13 protein-coding genes are annotated in these 17,147 nt (G+C 70.6%); 10 read left to right on the forward strand and 3 right to left on the reverse strand.

What is annotated here, in order from left to right; all coding sequences use genetic code 11:
* The first annotated feature begins 2 nt into the window (after positions 1–2).
* Positions 3–380: a response regulator gene (locus tag WMF19_RS10055; RefSeq protein WP_012234398.1), complete on the forward strand. Its 378-nt coding sequence runs from the start codon at positions 3–5 to the stop codon at positions 378–380.
* 146 nt (positions 381–526) lie between these two features.
* Here the strand turns inward: WMF19_RS10055 and WMF19_RS10060 are convergent, their stop codons facing one another.
* Positions 527–1,459, reverse strand: a complete 933-nt coding sequence (locus tag WMF19_RS10060) for a diguanylate cyclase (protein ID WP_437898870.1) — start codon at positions 1,457–1,459, stop codon at positions 527–529.
* 212 nt (positions 1,460–1,671) lie between these two features.
* Positions 1,672–2,427: a metallophosphoesterase family protein gene (locus WMF19_RS10065; RefSeq protein ID WP_272101444.1), complete on the reverse strand. Its 756-nt coding sequence runs from the start codon at positions 2,425–2,427 to the stop codon at positions 1,672–1,674.
* A 125-nt stretch (positions 2,428–2,552) separates the two neighbouring features.
* Between WMF19_RS10065 and glnE the strand changes: the two genes are divergently transcribed.
* From glnE to WMF19_RS10090, 5 genes are all read left to right on the forward strand, one after another.
* The gene (gene glnE, locus WMF19_RS10070; RefSeq protein WP_437898871.1) at positions 2,553–5,732 is read left to right on the forward strand and encodes a bifunctional [glutamate--ammonia ligase]-adenylyl-L-tyrosine phosphorylase/[glutamate--ammonia-ligase] adenylyltransferase; all 3,180 of its coding nucleotides are present in this window, start codon (positions 2,553–2,555) and stop codon (positions 5,730–5,732) included.
* A gap of 48 nt (positions 5,733–5,780) precedes the next feature.
* Entirely contained in the window at positions 5,781–6,323 is a 543-nt protein-coding gene (locus WMF19_RS10075; RefSeq protein WP_437898872.1) for a hypothetical protein, read from the forward strand.
* A 439-nt stretch (positions 6,324–6,762) separates the two neighbouring features.
* A complete protein-coding gene (locus WMF19_RS10080) occupies positions 6,763–8,169 on the forward strand; it encodes a carboxypeptidase-like regulatory domain-containing protein (RefSeq protein ID WP_437898873.1) in 1,407 nt (468 codons plus the stop codon).
* 583 nt (positions 8,170–8,752) lie between these two features.
* Positions 8,753–9,121 carry a hypothetical protein gene (locus WMF19_RS10085; protein WP_437898874.1) on the forward strand — a complete coding sequence of 123 codons (369 nt, stop codon included), beginning with the start codon at positions 8,753–8,755 and terminating at the stop codon, positions 9,119–9,121.
* A 63-nt stretch (positions 9,122–9,184) separates the two neighbouring features.
* Entirely contained in the window at positions 9,185–9,823 is a 639-nt protein-coding gene (locus WMF19_RS10090; protein WP_437898875.1) for a hypothetical protein, read from the forward strand.
* A 314-nt stretch (positions 9,824–10,137) separates the two neighbouring features.
* Here WMF19_RS10090 and WMF19_RS10095 read toward each other — a convergent pair whose 3' ends face one another.
* Positions 10,138–11,418: a hypothetical protein gene (locus WMF19_RS10095; RefSeq protein WP_437898876.1), complete on the reverse strand. Its 1,281-nt coding sequence runs from the start codon at positions 11,416–11,418 to the stop codon at positions 10,138–10,140.
* A 202-nt stretch (positions 11,419–11,620) separates the two neighbouring features.
* Here WMF19_RS10095 and WMF19_RS10100 point away from each other — a divergent pair, with 202 nt between their 5' ends.
* The 4 genes from WMF19_RS10100 to WMF19_RS10115 all read left to right on the forward strand — a co-directional run bounded on the left by WMF19_RS10100 (position 11,621) and on the right by WMF19_RS10115 (position 17,142).
* The gene (locus tag WMF19_RS10100; protein WP_272101451.1) at positions 11,621–12,730 is read left to right on the forward strand and encodes a DUF444 family protein; all 1,110 of its coding nucleotides are present in this window, start codon (positions 11,621–11,623) and stop codon (positions 12,728–12,730) included.
* A 6-nt stretch (positions 12,731–12,736) separates the two neighbouring features.
* Positions 12,737–14,299, forward strand: a complete 1,563-nt coding sequence (locus tag WMF19_RS10105; protein ID WP_272101452.1) for a SpoVR family protein — start codon at positions 12,737–12,739, stop codon at positions 14,297–14,299.
* Complete coding sequence (locus WMF19_RS10110) at positions 14,296–15,513, forward strand: tetratricopeptide repeat protein (RefSeq protein ID WP_437898877.1); 1,218 nt, start codon at positions 14,296–14,298, stop codon at positions 15,511–15,513. Before WMF19_RS10105 ends, WMF19_RS10110 begins: the two co-directional genes overlap by 4 nt.
* A gap of 1,071 nt (positions 15,514–16,584) precedes the next feature.
* Positions 16,585–17,142 (forward strand): hypothetical protein, encoded by a 558-nt coding sequence (locus WMF19_RS10115; protein WP_272101454.1) that lies wholly within the window; start codon positions 16,585–16,587, stop codon positions 17,140–17,142.
* The last annotated feature ends 5 nt before the right edge of the window (positions 17,143–17,147 follow it).

Below are 17,147 nucleotides of genomic sequence, written 5' to 3' on the forward strand. Positions count from 1 at the left end.
TCATGGCCGAGTACTCGTGTCTGATCGTTGAAGACTCGCCCATGATGCGGCAGCTCTTGGTCTTCGCGCTGGCGCGCGTGAAGAACCTCCGCGTCACCGAGGCGGACGATGGCGTCGACGGTCTCCGCAAGCTCGCCTCGACCAAGTACGACGTGATCATCACCGACATCAACATGCCGATCATGGACGGGCTCAAGCTCGTCAAGCGCGTGCGCACGGATCCGGTCCACAAGGACACCCCGATCATCATCATCACCACCGAGGGGTCTCAGGAGGATCGTCAGCGCGCGCTGCAGCTCGGCGCGAACGCGTACATCACGAAGCCCATCCAGGCCCCGCAAGTCATCGCCAAGGTCAAGGAACTCCTCAAGATCGACTGAGGCGCGCGCCAGCGACCGCGCGCTGTCGCCCGGTCGCCCCGCGCTCTGCGGGCGCATCGTCCGATGCCCCGGCGCACCGGGTGGCGCGGCGGCGTCGCGCGGCCGCGGCCGCGCTGGTCGGTGGTGTGATGAGCCGGGGCCCCGCTCTACGGCTTCGCGCCGAACTTCAGGAGCACGCGGTTGCGGCCTGTGCGCTTCGCCTCGTAGAGCGCCTCATCGGCCGCCGCGATGAGCTCCATGCCGGTCTGCACCGAGAGCTCGGGGTGCGCCGCGACGCCGACGCTGATCGTCGTCGGCATGCGAACGCCCTCGTGCTCGAAGACCGACCCCTCGATGAGGAGGCGCAGCCGCTCGCCGAGGATGCCCGCATTCTCGAGCCCCACGCCGCGGCACAGGATGCCGAACTCTTCACCGCCGTAGCGCGCGAACACGTCCTCGGTCCGCACCGTGTGGCTCGCGATCTTGGCGATCCTCGCAAGCACGTAGTCGCCGGCGAGGTGCCCGAAGGTGTCGTTGATCCTCTTGAAATGATCGACGTCGAACATGAGCAGCGACAGGTGCGCGCCGTGCCGCCGGGCATAGGAGACCTCGGTCTCGAGCCGATCCAGGAAATACTTCTTGTTGAAGGCCTTGGTGAGGGCGTCGCGCAGCGCGGCGTCGTACATCTGCTGCTGAAACGACTCATCCAGGTGGTCGTGGTAGGTGAACTTGAGGATGGTCGTCGAGCCCAGGCGGATCTTGTCGCCGTCGTGCAGGGCGAGGCGCGTGACGTGCTCGCCGTTCACCATCGTCCCGTTCGAGCTGTTGAGATCCTCGATCAGCACCTGGCTGTCCATCTGGAGGAGGCGCGCGTGGCGCCGCGAGATGCCGTCGTCGTTCAGCCGGATGGTCGCCCCGGATGCCCGGCCGATCACGATCTCGGCGCCCTCGACCCGGTACATCTCGCCGACGTTCGAGCCAGCGAGCACGATGAGGTAGGCGCGGTCCTTCGGCGAGCGCGCCGGGATCTCCTTGTGGAGCTCCCCAACGTTGGCCACCCGCGTGGCCTCGAAGTCATCGTCGGGGAGGTAGCTGCCCATGCTCCCTGAGGATGATCCTAAATCCTTGAAATAGGTTCAAGCGGGAGGGCATGGCACAGGCGATGTTCCCTGTCGGGTAGGGTGCGTGACGGAGCGTCGCGCGTGGTTCGCGTGGGCCGCGTGGTCCGCGTGGTCCGCGTGGTTCGAGCGTTTCCCACGACTTGCGCGTCGCTCCCGACGGAGCGCACCCGCGCACCTGCTCACCCGCGCGCTCACGCAGCCCTGCCGAGCGGCACCACGACCTGCTCGACCCAGAGCTCGCCCGCCCGGATCTCGATGAACGTCGCGTCGGCGTGCATCGCGCCATACGCGGTGACGGAACCGCCGCTCCGCACAAGCTCGCCAAGCTCGCCAGGGGCGCGCGCACCGACGCGCACGTGATCAACGGCGCCCCGCACGTCGCTCCGCAGCGAGCACGGCGCTTCACCCACCGAGCCGACGTTGATGATGCGCACGCCGCCCACCATCCGATCGAACGGGACGTGGGAGCCACCACAGATCACGACATCCGCCGGATCGTCGCCGAGCAGGGAGAGCACCTCCTCGTCCGTCATGTCGTGAGAGATCGGCTCGAGCGGATCCGCCGGGGAGCCGTGGACCAGGACGAGCTCGCCGCCGTCCTCGAGCGGCAGGCGGTACGTCGGGGCGAGCCGCGCCAGCCGCGCAAGGATCAGCTCGCCGAGCTCGGTGCGCGTCTGGGACAGGCGATCGAGCCGCGCTCGCTCGTGCTCGCTCCGCGCCCTGACCTTGTCGAGGTCCAGCGTCGCCAGGGCGCGATCCGATACGCCCTGTACGCAAACCGCCTTGGCCTGGGTGAGCCGGCGCCACGTCTCGAGCGGCTTCGGGCCGGGAAAGCAGAGATCTCCGGCGACCAGGAGCTGGGTGTACCCTCGGCGCTCGGCCGTGGCCAGGACCGCCGCGAGCGCGTCGGCGTGGCCGTGAATATCCGAGACGCAGAGCAATCGCACCCGGCGAGCATAGGATCTGAGAGCGACGCCGCCAAGGCGCGAGGTGGGGCCAGGTCGCGATAAACCGGCGGTCGGGCCCTGCGGAACCGCCGTTCACGCCCCCACGGTCTTGCTAGCCTCCCGCCATGCAACAGGTCTCGAGGCTCCTGGAGATCGCCAGCGCGATCGATGAGCAACGCGTGAAGGACCGCGCGGAGCGGCTGTCGTCTCGGCTTCGTCCCGGGACGATGCCGTTCGCCATCGCGGCGCTCCTGACGGCCGCCTACCCCGCGATCGGCGCGATCATCGAGGCAAATCCGGACATCGTGGAGCGGCTCGCGGCGGAAGGCCACCAGACGGCCCGCGATCGCGGCACGTACCTGGCGCGGATCCGGAGCCGCGTCGGCGACGTCTCGGACACGGACCGCGTCCGGCGGGAGCTCCGGCGCGTGGCGCGCGAGGAGCGGATCCGCGTCGCGCTGCGCGAGCTGCTCCCGCCGTCGGCGGGCGGCGCGGACATCGACGTCACCGCGCGCGAGCTCACCGCCCTCGCCGAGGCCACGATCGAGGTCGCGCTCGCCGAGGCCGTCTCCGCCGTGACCGCGCGGTTCGGAGAGCCGCGCACCGCGACGGGCGCGCGCTCGAAGTTCGTCGTGCTCGGGATGGGGAAGCTCGGCGGCGACGAGCTCAACGCGGGCTCCGACGTGGATCTGATCTACCTCTACGACACGGACGACGGGCACGTGGGCCTGCCCGGCGATCGCGCCGTCTCTGTCACCCTGCACGACTTCTGGGCCCGCGTCGCGCGCCGCCTCACGTCGACGCTCGAGGAGGTCACGGAGGACGGCTTCGTCTGGCGCGTGGATCTCCGGCTCCGCCCCGAGGGCCGGAGCGGTCCGCTCGTCAACTCGCTGGCCGCCGCCGAGCGCTACTACGAGTCGTTCGGCCGCCTCTGGGAGCGCGCCGCGCTGCTCCGCGCCCGCGAGATCGCCGGCGATCTCGACTTCGGCGCCGAGGCGCTCGGGGTGCTCGGCCCGTTCGTGTGGCGGCGCCAGGTCGATCCGCAGCTCGCCGTCGACATGATCGAGCTCGTCGAGCGCGCTCGCGCGGAGCTCCCGCACGACGCGTCGCGCGACCTGAAGCTCGGCCCGGGCGGGATCCGCGAGGCGGAGTTCTTCGTGCAAGCCCTGCAGCTCATCTGGGGCGGGCGCGAGCCCCGCGCGCGCGCGCAGGGCATGCTCGACGGCCTGCGGCGCCTGCGCGCCCTCGGGTACGTGACCGACCGGGAGGGGCGGGAGCTCGTGGAGGGCTACCTCGCGCTCCGGCGCGCGGAGCACGCCGTGCAGTCCGCGACCGGCGTGCAGACGCACCTCCTCCCCGACAGCGAGGCGGAGATCGCGCGCCTCGCGCGGACGCTGCGCTTCGAGGACGCCGCGGCGTTCCTGGCCGACACCGCGCAGCGCCGGGGGCGCATCAAGGCCCGGCTCCTGTCGCTCCTGCCGAAGGGGAGCTCCCGGCCGTCGCGGTGGATCGACGCGATGGCCGCGCTCGACCACGGCGATCGCGACGCGTTCGCCGAGGCGCTGGCGAAGCACGCCGTGCTGGTCCTCGGCGGCGAGCCGGCGGCCGGCGCCGGCGGCGCCGCGCCCGAGCCCGCCGCGCCGCCGGAGCCGAACGCGACGCTTGCGGCGCGCTTCCGCGACGTCGCCGACGATCTCTTCGAGCTCTCGCGTCACCCGGACGGCCTGCTCGGCGCGCGCAGCCGCGAGGCGTCCTCGTCCCTCGCGGAGACGCTGCTCGCCGCGGTCGTCGACGCCGCCGATCCGGAGCAGGCCGCGCGCTTCCTCCGGCTGTGCTTCTCCCGCATCAGGCACTCCTCCGTCTACGCGCGCATGCTCGGCGACGATCCTCGCGCGCTGCGCAGGCTCGTCGAGGCGCTCGGGTCGAGCGCGTTCATCGGCGACGCCATGGTGAGGTACCCCGAGCTCGTCGACGCCGTCCTGTTCGCGCGCGGCGCGCCGAGCGCCGAGCTGATCCGACACACGATCGAGGCCAGCCTCAGCGAGGCGTCGCCGGACGAGGATCCGGAGGAGGCGCTCATCGGGGCGCTCCGGCGCGCCAAGGCGCGCGTCACCATCGAGGTCGGCCTCGCCGACCTGAGCGGCGAGGTCGGCACGCGCGAGGCGACGCTGGCGCTCTCGGATCTGGCCGACGCGTCGCTCGAGGCCGCGACGCGCTTCGCGCTGGGGACGCCCGCGGGCGAGCCCGTGAGAGGGCTCGCCGTGATCGCGATGGGCAAGCTCGGCGGCCGCGAGATCGGCTACGGCTCGGATCTGGACGTCTTCTTCCTGTTCGACCCGGCGTGCGCGCCGCCCGGCGAGCACGGGGTCGCGTCGGACCCCGGCACGTACTACGCGCGGCGCGCGCGGCAGATCATCCGGCTCATCTCCATGTCGCACGCGGCGGGCCCCGGCTACGAGCTCGACACGCGCCTGCGCCCGTCGGGCAGCCAGGGGCTGCTCGTCACGTCCGTCGACTCGTTCGCTCGCTACCACGGCATCCGCCGCGCCGACGCGGCTTCCCCGGCGCCCGCGGAGCCGGAGTCGTCGCCCGGCGCGCGGCACATGCGCGCGGCGATCTGGGAGCGGCTCGCGCTGATCCGGGCGCGCGCGTCGGCCGGCGATCCCGAGCTCGGGGCGGAGGCGATCGCCATCGCGCACGAGGCCGCGTACCTCCAGGCGGACGACTTCGATCGGATCGCCGAGGAGATCCACAGGCTCCGGCTGCGCATGGAGCTAGAGCTCTCGCACGAGCGCCGCGGCCGCCGCGACTTCAAGCTCGGGCGGGGCGGCCTCGCGGACATCGAGTTCGCGGTGCAGCTCCTTCAGATCCGGCACGGCGCCGATCCGCGCGTCAGGACCACCGAGACGCTCGCGGCGATCGACGCGCTCGCCGCGGCCGGACACCTCTCGGCCCAGCACGCCGAGACGTTCCGGGACGGCCACGCGTTCCTGCGCAAGCTGGAGCAGCGGATCCGCATCGTGCACGCCGACGCCTCGCAGCTCCTCGAGGAGGACGCGCCCGGGGTCCCGACCCTCGCGCGTCGGACGGGCATCCGGGGCCGCACCGCGGCCGAGGCCGCGCGCGAGCTGCTCGCGCGCTACGGCGCGATCACCGAGCGCGTACGCCGGGCGTACCAGGCGATCGTCGCGGGCGGCGCGGCGCCTTTCGGCGAGGCGCGAGAGGCGCGAGAGGCGAACACGGCGAGCGCGGGGGAACCGGGGGAACCGAAGGAACCGGGGGAACCGGGCGAAGACGAGCGCTGACGGTTGCCGTTGACCCTTGTCGGACGCGGTGGAATGCCAGGCGCTCCGATGACCACCCAGAGCGAGCAGAGCGCACGCCCGTCCGTCGGGCACCGTCATGGCACCAGGACGACCTCCCTCGATAGCCTCGTCGGCGCGCACCCGGCTACGCTGAGGCAGTTCTACGAGGCAGGGAAGCCGGCGGATCCGGCGGAGCTCGGCGATCTACCGCGAGGGCGCCTGCTCGCCCTGCAGCCGACGGCCGGGATCCACCTGGCGACGCGCCCGCTGATCACGGCGCTCGCGTCGCGCTGGATGCCCTGGAAAGGGAACGAGTTCGATCATGGCGGCAACTCCGGCACCAACGTGGTCTTCGGGAGCCGGGTGTGCCGCTTCAAGGCGCAGCTGCTCCCTTCGGAGCTCGACGGCGAGCCGACGCTCGCGCTGACGTATGGCGAGAAGGCGTTCGGCAATCCCTGGCCCGTGCGCGCGCTCAAGGACGAGCTGCGGACCGTGGAGGCCGGGCTCGCGATCGGGCCGATGCTGCTGAAGTGGCACGAGCGGTGGCACGCCGTGCTCTGGTTCGGGCTGACCCGCGTCGATCCGCAGTAATCCGCCGGTCCGGCCCGAGGCGGGCTCAGGCGAGCCGGAGGCGCGAGAGGCGCTCGTCGCGGGGCCTCGCTCGCGGCGCGATTGCGCGGCGCGCCAGGGCAACGCGCTCGTTACGAATCATCTATCCGTCAATCCCTCTTGTCATTGCGTCACGCACCATGTCGGACGCACGGAGATCCGCTGTCCAGGCCGTCCGACCGCGCGACACGCGTGTCCTCCGCGGACGCGGTAGTCAGAGGTATCAGGACTCGCCCTAATAACCCATCGCTCCATTCCTGCTCTTTGCTGGACATACTTCCCGATTTCTACAGTCTGGCATACGATAGAGACTGGGCGGCAGCAGAGCACCTTTGCTCGCGTCGCCGGGAGGCTCGAAATGGTGACTTGGTCGGGCAAGGCGGGAGTCTTGATGGCTGCGATCGCTGTAGCACCGGGCGTCATGGCTGGATGCTCCTGCGGAGATACCGGGGGCACGGCGCCCATAGCGTCCGGCGGTGCGGGGCCTGGCGGCTTTGGGCCTGGCGGCGGGAGTGGGAGCGGCGGTGGCTTCGGCGGCTTCCCGGCGATCGCCAGCGGGAGCGGCGTCGGAGGCGCAGGGGGCTGCGAGGGCCTCGAGTGCCAGCAGGTCGAATGCGAGAACGGGGCGAAGACCACGGTGAGCGGCACCGTATACGACCCCTCGGGCAAACTGCCGCTCTACAACGTGATCGTCTACGTCCCGAATGCGCCGCTCGATCCCATCCCCGACGGCGCGACCTGTGATCAGTGCAGCGCGACGCTCTCCGGCTCACCCCTCGTGACGGCGCTGACCGATACGGAAGGAAAGTTCGTCCTGGAGGACGTGCCGGTCGGCGAGAACATCCCGCTGGTGGTCCAGGTGGGCAAATGGCGCCGCGAGATGACGCTCCCCGTGGTCAAGCGATGCGAGGACACCGCGACGGACGCCGGGATCATCCGGTTGCCGCGCAACCAATCGGAGGGGCACATCCCGAAGATCGCGCTCACGACGGGCGGCGCCGATCCGCTCGAGTGCTTGCTGCACAAGCTCGGGATCGATGAGAGCGAGTTCACGCCGGAGACCGGGACCGGACGGATCAACCTGTTCGCCGGCCGCGGGGACGTCGATCACGTGGTGACGACGCGCTATGCGGATGGCCTGAATCAAGGCGCGGAGTTCACCCCGGCCACGAGCCTCTGGGGGACCGTCGAGGCCCTGCGCCAGTACGACATGGTGATCCTCGCCTGCGAGGGCGATCCGCACCAGGAAGACAAGCCCGGCCCCGCGCGCCAGGCCATGTTGGACTATACCTCGCTCGGCGGGCGCGTGTTCGCGTCCCACTGGCACAACGTCTGGCTGAAGAAGGGGCCGGCGCCGTTCCCGGACACGGCGGTCTGGGACAACAACATCGAGGACCCGGAGAGCCCCCTCACGGCGCGCGTGGACACCACGCTCCCGAAGGGGCAAGCCCTCGCGGAGTGGCTCGTCAACGTCGGCGCGTCGGACGTCCCCGGCGAGATCGTGATCAACGGCGCGCAGCACACGGTGAGCGACGTGACCGAAGGCATCTCGACCCGGTGGATCTATTACGATGAACCCGAGCCGCCCGGGGTCCAGTACTTCACCTTCAACACGCCCGTCGACGCCGCAGAAGATCAGCAGTGCGGGCGCCTCGTGTTCACGGACATCCATGTCTCTGCGGCGGACCTCACGGGCCCGCCCTTCCCGGGGGGGTGCTCCACGGAGGAGCTGAGCGCTCAGGAGAAGGCGCTGCTCTTCATGCTGTTCGACCTGTCGTCCTGCATCGTGCCCGACGACGAGCCGCCGCCGATCCCCATCCCGCAGTGACCTGCCTCGCTCGCGTCCGCCGCCCCGCCGGCGCCCGTGCGCCGGCCCCGGAGCTTCCCGCCAGGGCTGAAGGACGCATGTCGGTATTCTCCTGAGCCACGTCGTCTCCATCCCGAGCTGCCCCGCAAACGATCCTTGACGATGGGCGGAGAGCGTCCTCTCCGCTCGACCCGGCGAGCGCCGCGCGCCATCGGGGCTCGCCTTCGCGCCTCTCCGGGATGTCCTGTCGCTATCCGCCTCGCCTGATCGCTGGAGAGCGCGAGCCGGGGAGCGTCTGTGCTCCATTGCGCGCCAGCCGGCGGCGGGGCACGCTGCCGCGCTGCGCAGCCATGTCGCCGCCCTGCCCTCCGCGTGCGCCTCGGAGATATCGATTGAGCAGGGGGAGCAGACGGAAGCGTACGAGACGACAATCATGACGACAGCCGAGACAACAGGCTGTCGCGGTGGGAAGCACCACGCAGATACGGAATGTCATCCATGCATGGTCCGGGGATCCTGCTAGGATGAACCTCGCCCGCAGTGCGGGGTTACATCCGGAGCCTGGGCCGCTTGTGTTCGGCTCGGCAGAAGGAACATTCCTACGATGGTCCAGCATCGCCCTACGCCAGCGGCTGCTTGTCGGGCCATCGAGCGCTGGCTTCGCGAGGGCGGTCGCGCTCCGCTGTCGCGCGGGGCGTCGCAGGAGACCGGGCGCACGGAGGCGCTTCCGCTGCAGGGCGAGATGGGGGGGTTGCGCGGAGTGATGGAGGGCGATGAAGTTCAGGTCGTCTGTCCTGCGTCGCCGCCGCCCTCGCGCCGGTACCTGTTCGGCCGGCGCGGCGACGCGGGCTGCCCCCTCTGCGCGCGGCGCGGGCGGTCGGCGATGCCAGGCCTCGGCGGGGCGCCGTATCCCTTCCTGGCCGCCACCTGGGTGGTCCTCATGGTCGGCGAGCCGTTGCCGTCACCGCCCTGATCGCGGCCGGGCGCGGAGGCTCGACAGCCGAGCCTCTGCCGGCGCCTTCTTGGGATGTCTGTGATGGGATGCGCCGGGAAAGGTGCGGTTGGGCGCTCCGCGGCGAGCGGCGCGCCCGATGCTGCAGCTCAGCTGGCCGCCGACCGCTTGCCGGCGGTCGCGCGCTTCTGCCCCGCCCTCTGTGCGCCCGGCTGCGCCGCCTTCGTTCGCCGTGCTGCTCCGCGCCCGACGCGGGCGCTGGCGGACGGCTTCCTCATCGCAGCTGCGCGCTGCGGCGTTGCGCGCTTCGCGCCCGCCGAGCGCGTCGTCTTGCGCCCGCCGGCAGGCGTCGCGCCAGCCGAGCTCCGGCCGCGCCCCGCCGCGCCACCGGTGGCGGTCCGCTTCCTCGTCGTGGCCGCCTTCTTGGCCGCGCCGCTCTGCTGCCGGCTCGTCTGTCCGGCGGTCGTCTTCCTCGACGCGCTGCCGGTCTTCTTCTTCTGCGTCCCCGCGGTGCTCCGCGGCGCGCTCGGCCGCGCCGAGGCGCTCGCTCCTGCCTTGCTCGCTCCTGCCTTGCTCGCTCCCTTCTTCGCCCGGGTCACCCGCCGGGTCGACCCAGCGGCCATCCGCGCGCCGGCAGCGGCCTTCGTCCGCCTGCGCGGCGCCTTCCGACCGGCCTCACCCTGGGAGTTCGCAGGCGCAGCTTGCTCGCGCTCGCTGCTCTGAACCCGCTTTCTCTGCTTGGACGTATCCTTCGATGTCTCGCCTCTCGGCATTGAGCCCTCCCCCCGAGCTCTCTCGACATGAGCTCGCTCGTGGACTCATGGTGCCACAGCCTTCCCTCTTTCCCGGTCGGAAAGTCGGCGGGAAGCACCGGAATCGAAATCAGGATCCGCTGTAGCCAACCCCGGCGGAAGCGCCTATTGCGCGTCAGGCGCCCGGCAAATCCGCGCTCCAGACGCGCTCGGAGGAGCCGCAGGCGCGGCGAGCGCGTCGCCCGCGCGGGACCCTCTCCCCTCGCGACGCCATCGCGCCCCGCGTCAGAAGCAGGTGCCGCCGCCGCAGCTCGTGCCCACGCAGCGCAGCAGCTGCAACGTCTCCGGGCTGTGGATGCACTCGAAGCCGCAGACGGCGGGGCCGCTCCCCTTGTCGAGGCAGCCGAAGAAGCACGCCACGTCGTCCGCGCAAGCGGAACGGAGCAGGCACTGGTTCAGCTGCGCGCAGCAGCTCTCGGCCACACATCCTCCGCAGCCCGTCCCGTCGGATGAGCAAGCGGGGCCGCCGCAGAGGCCGTCCTGGCAGCTGCCGTTGCAGCACTCGCCGGCGTCCGCGCACGGCTGGCCATCGGGCGTGCACGGGGGCCGGCAGACGCCGTCCTCGCACGCGCCGCTGCAGCACGCCTCGCCGGACGCGCAGCGGCCGCCGTCTTCGGCGCACTCGGCGCAGACCAGCCCGCAGAGCCTGGGGACCTCGCCGGCGCAGATCTCGTCCCAGCTGGTGGTGCAGCAGAACGGATCGAACCGGCAGAGCTCCGCCGCGCACCCGCCGCACTCCGCGGCGAGCGGCGCGCCGATCGCGCACGGCGCGTGCGAGCACGCCGCGCCCCCGCACACGCCCTGCGCGCAGGCGCCGGAGCAGCACGCGTCGGCCGAGCCGCACGCGTCCCCGTCCGAGATGCACCCGCCGCAGATGCCCGCGTTGCAGCGCCCGGTGCAGCAGTCCGCGCTCTGGCCGCACACGGAGCCGTCGGGCGCGCACGCCTCGGCGCAGACGCCCGCGATGCAGGCGCCGCTGCAGCACGCGTCGCCCGCGATGCAGCGCGCGCCGTTCGGGCTGCACGGCGCGCGGCATGCGCCGTCCACGCAGCTCAGCGAGCAGCACTGCCCCGCGGACCCGCACGCGCTCCCGTCCCGGAAGCAGCCCCGCCCGCAGGCGCCGCCCATGCAGACCCCGGTGCAGCAGTCCGCCGCGCTCTGGCACGGCGCCCCGTCGGCGGAGCAGCCCTGCCCGCAGAGCCCGCCTGTGCACAGGCCGGCGCAGCAGTCGCCCGGGGCGGCGCACGGCGCGCCGTCCCGCGCGCAGCTGTCGCCGCCGCAGATCCCCTGCGCGCACACGGCGCTGCAGCAGTCCGCCGCGCCCTGGCAGGGGAGCCCGTCCTCCCGGCACACCGGCGGGTCCGGGGGCGGCGCGTCGGGGGCGCCCCCTGCGCCCGCGAGATCGGGCGGCCCGGCGAGCTGCTCTCGGGAGCCGCACCCGAGGGCCGGCCCCGCGAGGACCACGAGCACGAGGAACACGAGGAGGGAGCGCGCTCGGAAAAGCACGGCGCCGAGGCTAACACGGGGTCAGTTCACGACGGGCGGGCGTGGCGGTGGGGCAACGGCGGGGACGTGGGGAAGGGGAAGTGGAGATGGAGATGCCGAACGGAAGCGGGGAAGCGGCGAAGCGACGCCCCCGGGGCGGGAGACCTCGGCGGCCCGCCGAACGTGCGGACCCGAGGCGGCTTCCGATGCTACACTCGCGAGCGTGTCGTTGAAGATCGACCAGGATCACGGGCGCTTCCGTCAGATCGTTCGCGGCCGCATCCGCGAGAACCTGCGCAAGTACATCTCGCAGGGCGAGCTCATCGGGCGAAAGGGGAAGGACCTCGTCTCGATTCCCATCCCTCAGATCGACATCCCGCGCTTCCGCTTCGGCGACAAGCAGCGCGGCGGCGTGGGGCAGGGCGACGGCAACCCCGGCGACCCCGTGGGGGGCTCGGACGACAAGCAGCCCGGCCAGGGGCAGGCGGGCAGCGGCGAGGGGGACCACCTCCTCGAGGTCGACGTCACGCTCGAGGAGCTCGCCGGCATCCTCGGCGAGGAGCTCGAGCTGCCCGACATCCAGGACAAGGGCAAGAGCAAGATCTCGAACGCCCACGATCGCTACTCCGGCATCCGCAGGGTGGGCCCCGAGTCGCTGCGCCACTTCAAGCGGACGTACCGCGAGGCGCTGAAGCGGATGATCTCGAGCGGGACGTTCCGCCCGACGGCGCCCGTCGTCGTCCCCGTCCCGGACGACAAGCGGTACCGCTCGTGGAAGACGATCACCGAGCCCGTCGCGAACGCGGTCATCATCTACATGATGGACGTCTCCGGGTCGATGGGCGACGAGCAGAAGGAGATCGTGCGCATCGAGTCGTTCTGGATCGATGCGTGGCTGACCCGCCAGTACAAGGGCCTCGAGTCGCGCTTCATCATCCACGACGCGATCGCCCGCGAGGTCGACCGGGACACGTTCTTCCACACGCGCGAGTCCGGCGGCACGATGATCTCGAGCGCCTACAAGCTCTGCTCGCAGATCATCGACAACGACTACCCGCCGGACGAGTGGAACATCTATCCGTTCCACTTCTCCGACGGCGACAACTGGTCGATGGACGACACGCTCTCCTGCGTGGACGTGCTCAAGACCCAGATCCTGCCGCGGGTCAACATGTTCGCCTACGGGCAGGTCGAGAGCCCGTACGGCTCGGGCCAGTTCATCAAGGATCTGAAAGAGCACTTCTCGCAGGACGATCGGGTGGTGGTGAGCGAGATCAGGGACAAGGACGCCATCGTGGGCAGCATCAAGGATTTCCTGGGGAAGGGGAAGTAGAGCGGTATGAGCAAGTTCGCCCTGAACACCGCGCTTCCCCGCTACCTGCGCACCGAGAAGGAGCGCATCGAGAAGATCGCCCAGGACTACGGGCTCGACTTCTTCCCCGTCATCTTCGAGATGCTGACGTACGACCAGATGAACGAGATCGCCGCGTACGGCGGCTTCCCGAGCCGCTACCCGCACTGGCGGTTCGGCATGGAGTACGAGCAGCTCTCGAAGAGCTACGAGTATGGCCTCTCGAAGATCTACGAGATGGTCATCAACAACAACCCTTCGTACGCGTACCTGCTCGAGGGCAACTCGCTCACCGACCAGAAGCTCGTCATGGCGCACGTGTACGCGCACGTCGACTTCTTCAAGAACAACTTCTGCTTCCGCTCGACCGATCTCGACCATCGCGGCCCGATCCTCGACCCCGTGCGGAAGAGCGACGCCTACGATCCGGACCGCAAGTGGATCGACAAGATGGCGAACCACGGCGCGCGCGTGTCGCGCCACATCGAGCGCTACGGCATCAACAAGGTCGAGGCGTTCGTCGACCACTGCCTCTCGCTCGAGAACCTGATCGACCCGTGGGCCCCCTTCAGCGGCCGCCCTGCGCCCAAGGAGGACGAGGAGCCCACGGAGGAGCCGATGGACACCTACAAGCTCCGGGCCAAGGAGTACATGGACTCCTTCATCAACCCGGAGGAGATCCTCGCGGCGCAGCGGAAGAAGCGGCAGGACCAGAAGAAGCCGGAGCGCAAGGTGCCGGAGCGCCCGGAGCGCGACGTGCTCAAGTTCCTGCTCGATCACGCGCCGCTCGATCGGTGGGAGCGCGACGTGCTCGAGATCATCCGCGAGGAGGCCTACTACTTCGTCCCCCAGCGCCAGACGAAGATCATGAACGAGGGGTGGGCCTCGTACTGGCACTCGAAGATGATGACCGAGAAGGTCCTCGATGCGTCCGAGATCATCGACTACGCCGAGAACAACGCCGGTGTCATGGCGACGGCGCCGGGCCGCTTCAACCCCTACAAGGTCGGCGTGGAGCTCTATCGCTACATCGAGGAGCGATGGAACAAGGGCCGCTTCGGCCGCGAGTGGGAGGAGTGCGCGGACCTCGACGCGAAGCGCACCTGGGACATGCGGCTCGGCCTCGGCCGCGAGAAGATCTTCCAGGTGCGCGCGCTCTACAACGACGTGACCTTCATCGACGAGTTCCTGACGCCGGAGTTCGTGATCGAGCAGAAGATGTACACGTTCGGCTTCTCGGGGCGGAACGACAGGTTCGAGATCGAGAGCCGCGAGTTCAAGGAGGTGAAGGAGAAGCTCCTCTTCCAGCTGACGAACTTCGGCGATCCGTACATCCGTGTCGTCGACGCCAACTACGGCAACCGGGGAGAGCTCCTGCTCGAGCACGTGCACGGCGGCTTCGACCTGCGCGCCGACTACGCGCGCGAGACGCTCGTGGCGCTCGTCCGGTGCTGGAAGCGGCCGGTCGGCGTGGCGACGAAGATGGATAACAAGCCTGTGCTGCTCCGCTACGACGGCAAGGAGCACGCGATGACCCCGTACAAGCTGTGAGCGCCTGCGGAGCGATCCGCCGGCTCGGCGTCGTGCTCGCGCTCGCCGGCTGCGCCCCGGCGGCGTCGCGCTCGCCGGCGCCGGCGTCGCGACCCTCGGGGGAGGTCCCCGCGCCGTCTACCCGGCTCGATCCGCAGGCGAACGCGGCGCCCGCGCCGCCTGCGGGGAGCGACGCTGCCCCGGGCGAGGTGGGCGCGCCGGTCGGCTCGGGCGTCCCGCTCGACGCGCCGTCCACCAGCGAGGCAGCGGCGGCGAGCCCTCCTCCGCGCGTCGCGCGCGGCACCGGCACGCCGGCGGACAGGAAGCTCGAAGAGGGCGACGCCGCCTATGCGAGCGGCGATTTCGTCGCTGCCGAGAGGGCCTATCGCGCGGCCGCGCAGCTCGACAGGAAGGACGCCGCGGCGATCGTCGGCGCCCAGCGCGCGGCGATCGCCAGGGCCGGCGTGTCCACCGACTACAACGGGGCGCCGGGCGACAGGACGCTGCTCGCCGCGCTCCCGGAGCTGAAGCGCGCGGTGACGCTCGAGCCCGATCACGCGCTCGCGCACCTCGAGCTCGGCCGCACACTCCTCGTCCTCGGCCGCGCCGACGCGGCGCTCGGCGAGCTGACACGTGCCGCGGAGCTCGCCCCGAGCGACGCCGAGGCACACTCCGCGCTCGGCGTCGCTCACCTCGCGCTCGGCAACCTGCAAGACGCCGTCCGCGAGCTGACGCGCGCCGCGGAGCTCGCCCCCGGGGACGCGGAGCGGCAGGCGAACCTCGGGACAGCGCTCCTGGCCGCGGGGAGGACGGCCGACGCGATCCGCGCTTACGAGCGCGCAGCGAGGCTCTCGCCCGCGGACGCGCGCCTGCAGAACGACCTCGGGACGGCGCTCCTCGCAGCGAACGATCCCGCGCGCGCCGTTCCGCATCTGGAGGCGGCGGTGGCGCGCGACCCGGCGCGCGCCACGTACCGCTCGAACCTCGGGTATGCGTACCACCTCCGCGGCGACCTGCAGAAGGCGACCGCGCTCTACCGCGAGGCGCTCCGGCTCGACGACAAGCTCGGGAGCGCCTGGATCAACCTGGGCAACGCGCTGGCGCAGTCCGGCCAGCTGAAGGACGCGCGCGCGGCGTACGAGAAGGCGCGCGCCGTCGATCCCACGGATCCGCGGGTGAAGGCGGTGATGGACGAGCTCGACGCCATCGAGCGGCGCGGCGCTGCGCCGCGGTGACACGGAGGCGCCGGTCGCGCGCGCCGCGGCGGCGCTGCACGGCGCGAGCCCGCGATCGGGCCGCGCTGCGCGCTGCGCTCGGGAGGCGGCGCGCAGCCGCGCCGGGCAGCGCAACGGCGGACACACGCAGCCTGCGTGGTTGATTGTCAAGCTCAATCGTTGCCATGTCCGACCTCGCGCGTTGGTTCGCCGTTCGCGCGGTTCGCGCGGTTCGCGCCGTTCGCGCCGCTCGCGCCGCTCGCGCCGAAGGCAGGGGCGCTCGGCCGAGCGGCGCCCCGCAGCAGGTCGAGGGCCGCGGTACCATCCATGTTGTGAAGCGCTCCCCGGGCGCCAGACGACACCCGGCGCCAGCCGCGAGCGCCCGCCCGGCGCGGGCGCGTCGCGGCGCTGCCCCGAGACGCCGACTCCCGCGCGAGAGGCCCGCATACCGAATCCGCGTCCGAGAGACGCACTCGGCCCCGGCGCGCGATGGGCTAGCTGGTAGGTGGGCGCACGGATCTCCTCGCACTCCCGCGGCGACTCGCGGGACCACACGATGTCTGAGCGCGCCTTCGTCGCGCGCAGGAAGGGGTTGACAGCAGCGACGCACTTTCGATTACCTCTCTTCTGCTGCTCTAAATGGTCTGATGGTCAACCACTGTGCGCTCCGCCGATGGCGAGCGGCGAGCGCATGTGTAGCGAATTACAAATGGCGCCGCCGGCGCGGGTGCTCTGTGGACAAAATGTCTGCCTGTCGTGGTGACCCACGAACATCGCGTGCCGAGGCAAGCGGAGCCCGTTTCACCCGGATCAGAGCGAAACGGCCGAACGGAACCGTCGACCAGCAGACGGTACCCTACATCGGTTCACCTGGTCATGAGGCCAGTGATCTTCGATAAATGAGAGCTGTATCACAGAAAGTTTACGGCGCGATGGCATGCCTGGTGCAACCGGCCGGGCGGCCGCTGACGTTTCTGCCGCGTGAAGGCCCGGATGGCGCTCGCTGGAAACCTCGCGATGCACTCGACGGGGCACCCCGAACCCGGGTAACCTCGTTCGTGCCTCACTTGTCAACCAACCCCCGAGGCTTTGATGTCCGTTTCCAAGCAGGCCGACATAGCTCCGACCTTGCGACCGCCGCCCGCGTTACCGGCGGACGGCATGGTCATTTCCGCGAACTTCTCGGTCGGTGGCTTCAGTAAACGGTGGAACCACTGTCATCAGCTAGCCAATTTCCTCGCGAGGTACGCGAGCGCCAATGAGGATGACCCCGAGCGCCACGCGACCTTGCTATCGACGTTCTTCAACGAATTGCTGGAAGCGATATACCGGAATCACGGCGCCACCGGCGAGATCAAGATGCGGTTCCGCAAGAAGCAGAACCACATCCTCGTCGAGGCGGAGGTCCCGATCAACGAGCAGAGCGCCAAGTTCTACAACCATGCTGTCCAGCTGGCCAATCAGCCGGACCCGATGGCCTGGTATCGAGAGCAGCTAGAGCACGACGTTCCGGATGATGACGCTCAGGCGCTCGGGCTGCTCGAACTCGCGGTCGTCTACGGCTCGAAGCTCAGTATCTCCGAACCCACGAGCGGGGACTGGCTCCTCCTGGCGATTCAGTTCCCGTTCACTGAGGTAGAAGAACTATGACAGCT

The organism is Sorangium sp. So ce124 (assembly GCF_051525235.1).
Lineage (GTDB): Bacteria > Myxococcota_A > Polyangia > Polyangiales > Polyangiaceae > Sorangium > Sorangium atrum.

Excerpts from the sequence above, each read along its gene's own strand:
- WMF19_RS10060 (WP_437898870.1), bottom strand. The coding sequence starts at position 1,459 with ATGGGCAGCTACCTCCCCGACGATGACTTCGAGGCCACGCGGGTGGCC.
- WMF19_RS10105 (WP_272101452.1), top strand. The coding sequence starts at position 12,737 with ATGAGCAAGTTCGCCCTGAACACCGCGCTTCCCCGCTACCTGCGCACC.
- WMF19_RS10080 (WP_437898873.1), top strand. The coding sequence starts at position 6,763 with ATGGCTGGATGCTCCTGCGGAGATACCGGGGGCACGGCGCCCATAGCG.
- glnE (WP_437898871.1), top strand. The coding sequence starts at position 2,553 with ATGCAACAGGTCTCGAGGCTCCTGGAGATCGCCAGCGCGATCGATGAG.
- WMF19_RS10115 (WP_272101454.1), top strand. The coding sequence starts at position 16,585 with ATGTCCGTTTCCAAGCAGGCCGACATAGCTCCGACCTTGCGACCGCCG.
- WMF19_RS10075 (WP_437898872.1), top strand. The coding sequence starts at position 5,781 with ATGACCACCCAGAGCGAGCAGAGCGCACGCCCGTCCGTCGGGCACCGT.
- WMF19_RS10090 (WP_437898875.1), top strand. The coding sequence starts at position 9,185 with ATGGGATGCGCCGGGAAAGGTGCGGTTGGGCGCTCCGCGGCGAGCGGC.
- WMF19_RS10085 (WP_437898874.1), top strand. The coding sequence starts at position 8,753 with ATGGTCCAGCATCGCCCTACGCCAGCGGCTGCTTGTCGGGCCATCGAG.
- WMF19_RS10055 (WP_012234398.1), top strand. The coding sequence starts at position 3 with ATGGCCGAGTACTCGTGTCTGATCGTTGAAGACTCGCCCATGATGCGG.